General features: G+C 45.2%; 3 protein-coding genes. 2 read left to right on the forward strand and 1 reads right to left on the reverse strand.

Annotated features, from left to right (window positions below; translation table 11 throughout):
• A partial coding sequence (locus EO95_RS06910; RefSeq protein ID WP_048133489.1) for an S-layer protein domain-containing protein occupies positions 1–716 on the forward strand: 716 nt, incomplete at its 5' end.
• A 109-nt stretch (positions 717–825) separates the two neighbouring features.
• On the opposite strand, the gene EO95_RS17855 is transcribed toward EO95_RS06910, so the two are convergent.
• Entirely contained in the window at positions 826–987 is a 162-nt protein-coding gene (locus EO95_RS17855; RefSeq protein WP_162197350.1) for a hypothetical protein, read from the reverse strand.
• Positions 988–1,303: 316 nt separating this feature from the next.
• Here EO95_RS17855 and EO95_RS06915 point away from each other — a divergent pair.
• Positions 1,304–1,876 (forward strand): S-layer protein domain-containing protein (locus tag EO95_RS06915; RefSeq protein WP_048133490.1); only part of this gene is annotated, 573 nt, incomplete at its 3' end.

Consider the following 1,876-nt stretch of genomic DNA (forward strand, 5'->3'; position numbering starts at 1 on the left):
AACTCCTCGACCTCGGCGAAGGCTATGCTATCGAAGCCAAGCAGGTCGATGTTGACGGTGAGAAAGTCTGGCTCGAATTCACCAAAGACGGAGAATTCATAGATGACGAAATCATCTCAGTCGGTACCGGTGACAACACCTGGGAAGTCGAACTTGATGACATCCAGGACGAAGACGATGTCGTTGTCCTCAGAGTGCACGTCAACCAGGTCTTCCAGGGCGCAGTCGACAGCATTGCCCAGATCGAAGGTCTCTGGCTCATTGACTACGCAAACGCAATGACCATCGAGTCTGACGACGAATTTGGTAACCTCGACGATGTTTCCATCAACGGTCCAACCCTCACGATCAGCAATGAAGACACCTTCACTCTGACCAGGGACTCCGAAGAGGAAATTGGTCAGGGCATGTACTTCAAGATCGCTGACACCTCTGCTAGCGACCTCAGGTACTACCCATACGTTGAGAAGACCATTGGCGACGAAGGTCCGGAAGTAGATGAAACTCCATCTGAGACCGAGCCTGCAGAAAATGGTACTGAAGAAGTAACCCCAACCGAGGAACCAACCGAGGGTGCAACTGAACCCGTAGAGGGTGCAACTGAACCCGTAGAGGGCGAAACAACCCCAGCCGAAGAAACAACTCCTGGATTCGGAGTTGTCCTTGGCCTTGTAGGACTCCTTGCAGTTGTTTACCTCGTCAGGAGAAACAACTAAATTTTCTGATTGAAGGGTTTTCTTAACCCTTCTCTCTTTCAATTCTTTTTTGAGTCTACTTTTTGCAGATAACTTTTTATTTGCAGATTTCTTAGTTCTGAAGATTTTTTTAATTCTGAATTCCTGATTCTTTAAACCCCTGGTTTTTTGTTCTTGATTTGATATGTGCCGTTGCCTGTGATCTTTCCTTTTTCGGAAATTCCATAAAATTTACAATTTTATTAGGACAGAGTACATCGGTGAACTCTGGTTTTGCTCCTCGTTTTTCCATTAATCTATTATATATTATGGCTAATATATACTATCATCTGGATATATATGGGGTGCCGGATTTCCACAAAGCCAAAAAAAGTATAGCTTTAATATTTGTATTTGCGGTTTTGATGATCGCGTTTTCAGGCTTCGTGGACGATAATACCTCTGTAATCCAATTTAGAGGGATAAAAGGGGAATGAAATCCTCTTCGGGAATAGACTAAATGGACAAGTCTGATCTGGTGAAGAATGGTGAAACCCTTTAAGTGGTCGATCCTGACACTTCTTCTTACATACGATATATCTTAACAAACACGTGGGGGAAACAATAAAATGAAGAGATTTGTGGCAGTATCACTGGCTGTTCTCATGCTTCTTACTGTATTTGCATCCGCCGCAAGTGCACAAGATGTAATTGAGGTCCGCAGTTCAGTGTTCAACGGCTCTGATATCGACGATATTATTGATACATATGGCAACGGTACCATCCTTCCAATCGATGCTTCTCGATTTCCAATATTCTACTATGACATTGACGACAACGTATCAACCGAGGTTGTTTTCATTGTCGATGTTCCAGGTACTGAAAACAACGTCATTGGAGAGGGCGGCCTTGTTTACATAACCAAGATTCAGCCGATTGGATACGAATACGACAACCCCGCTGCTGGCTGGGACAACTACAGCCTGATCGGTTTCGGCGCACGGAAGGCCATCCCACTCAAACCTGACAAAGCTGACAAACTTGCCCAGCTCGTTCTTGACAGTGATGACAAGTACACCATCAGAACCGGCGAACTCCTCGACCTCGGCGAAGGCTATGCTATCGAAGCCAGGCAGGTTGATGTTGACGGTAAGAAAGTCTGGCTCGAATTCACCAAAGACGGAGAATTCGTAGATGACGAA

Source organism: Methanosarcina sp. 1.H.T.1A.1 (genome assembly GCF_000979295.1).
Classification (GTDB): domain Archaea; phylum Halobacteriota; class Methanosarcinia; order Methanosarcinales; family Methanosarcinaceae; genus Methanosarcina.

Bases quoted from the DNA above. Each gene is read 5' to 3' on its own strand.
- EO95_RS17855 (WP_162197350.1), bottom strand. From the start codon at position 987: ATGGAAAAACGAGGAGCAAAACCAGAGTTCACCGATGTACTCTGTCCT.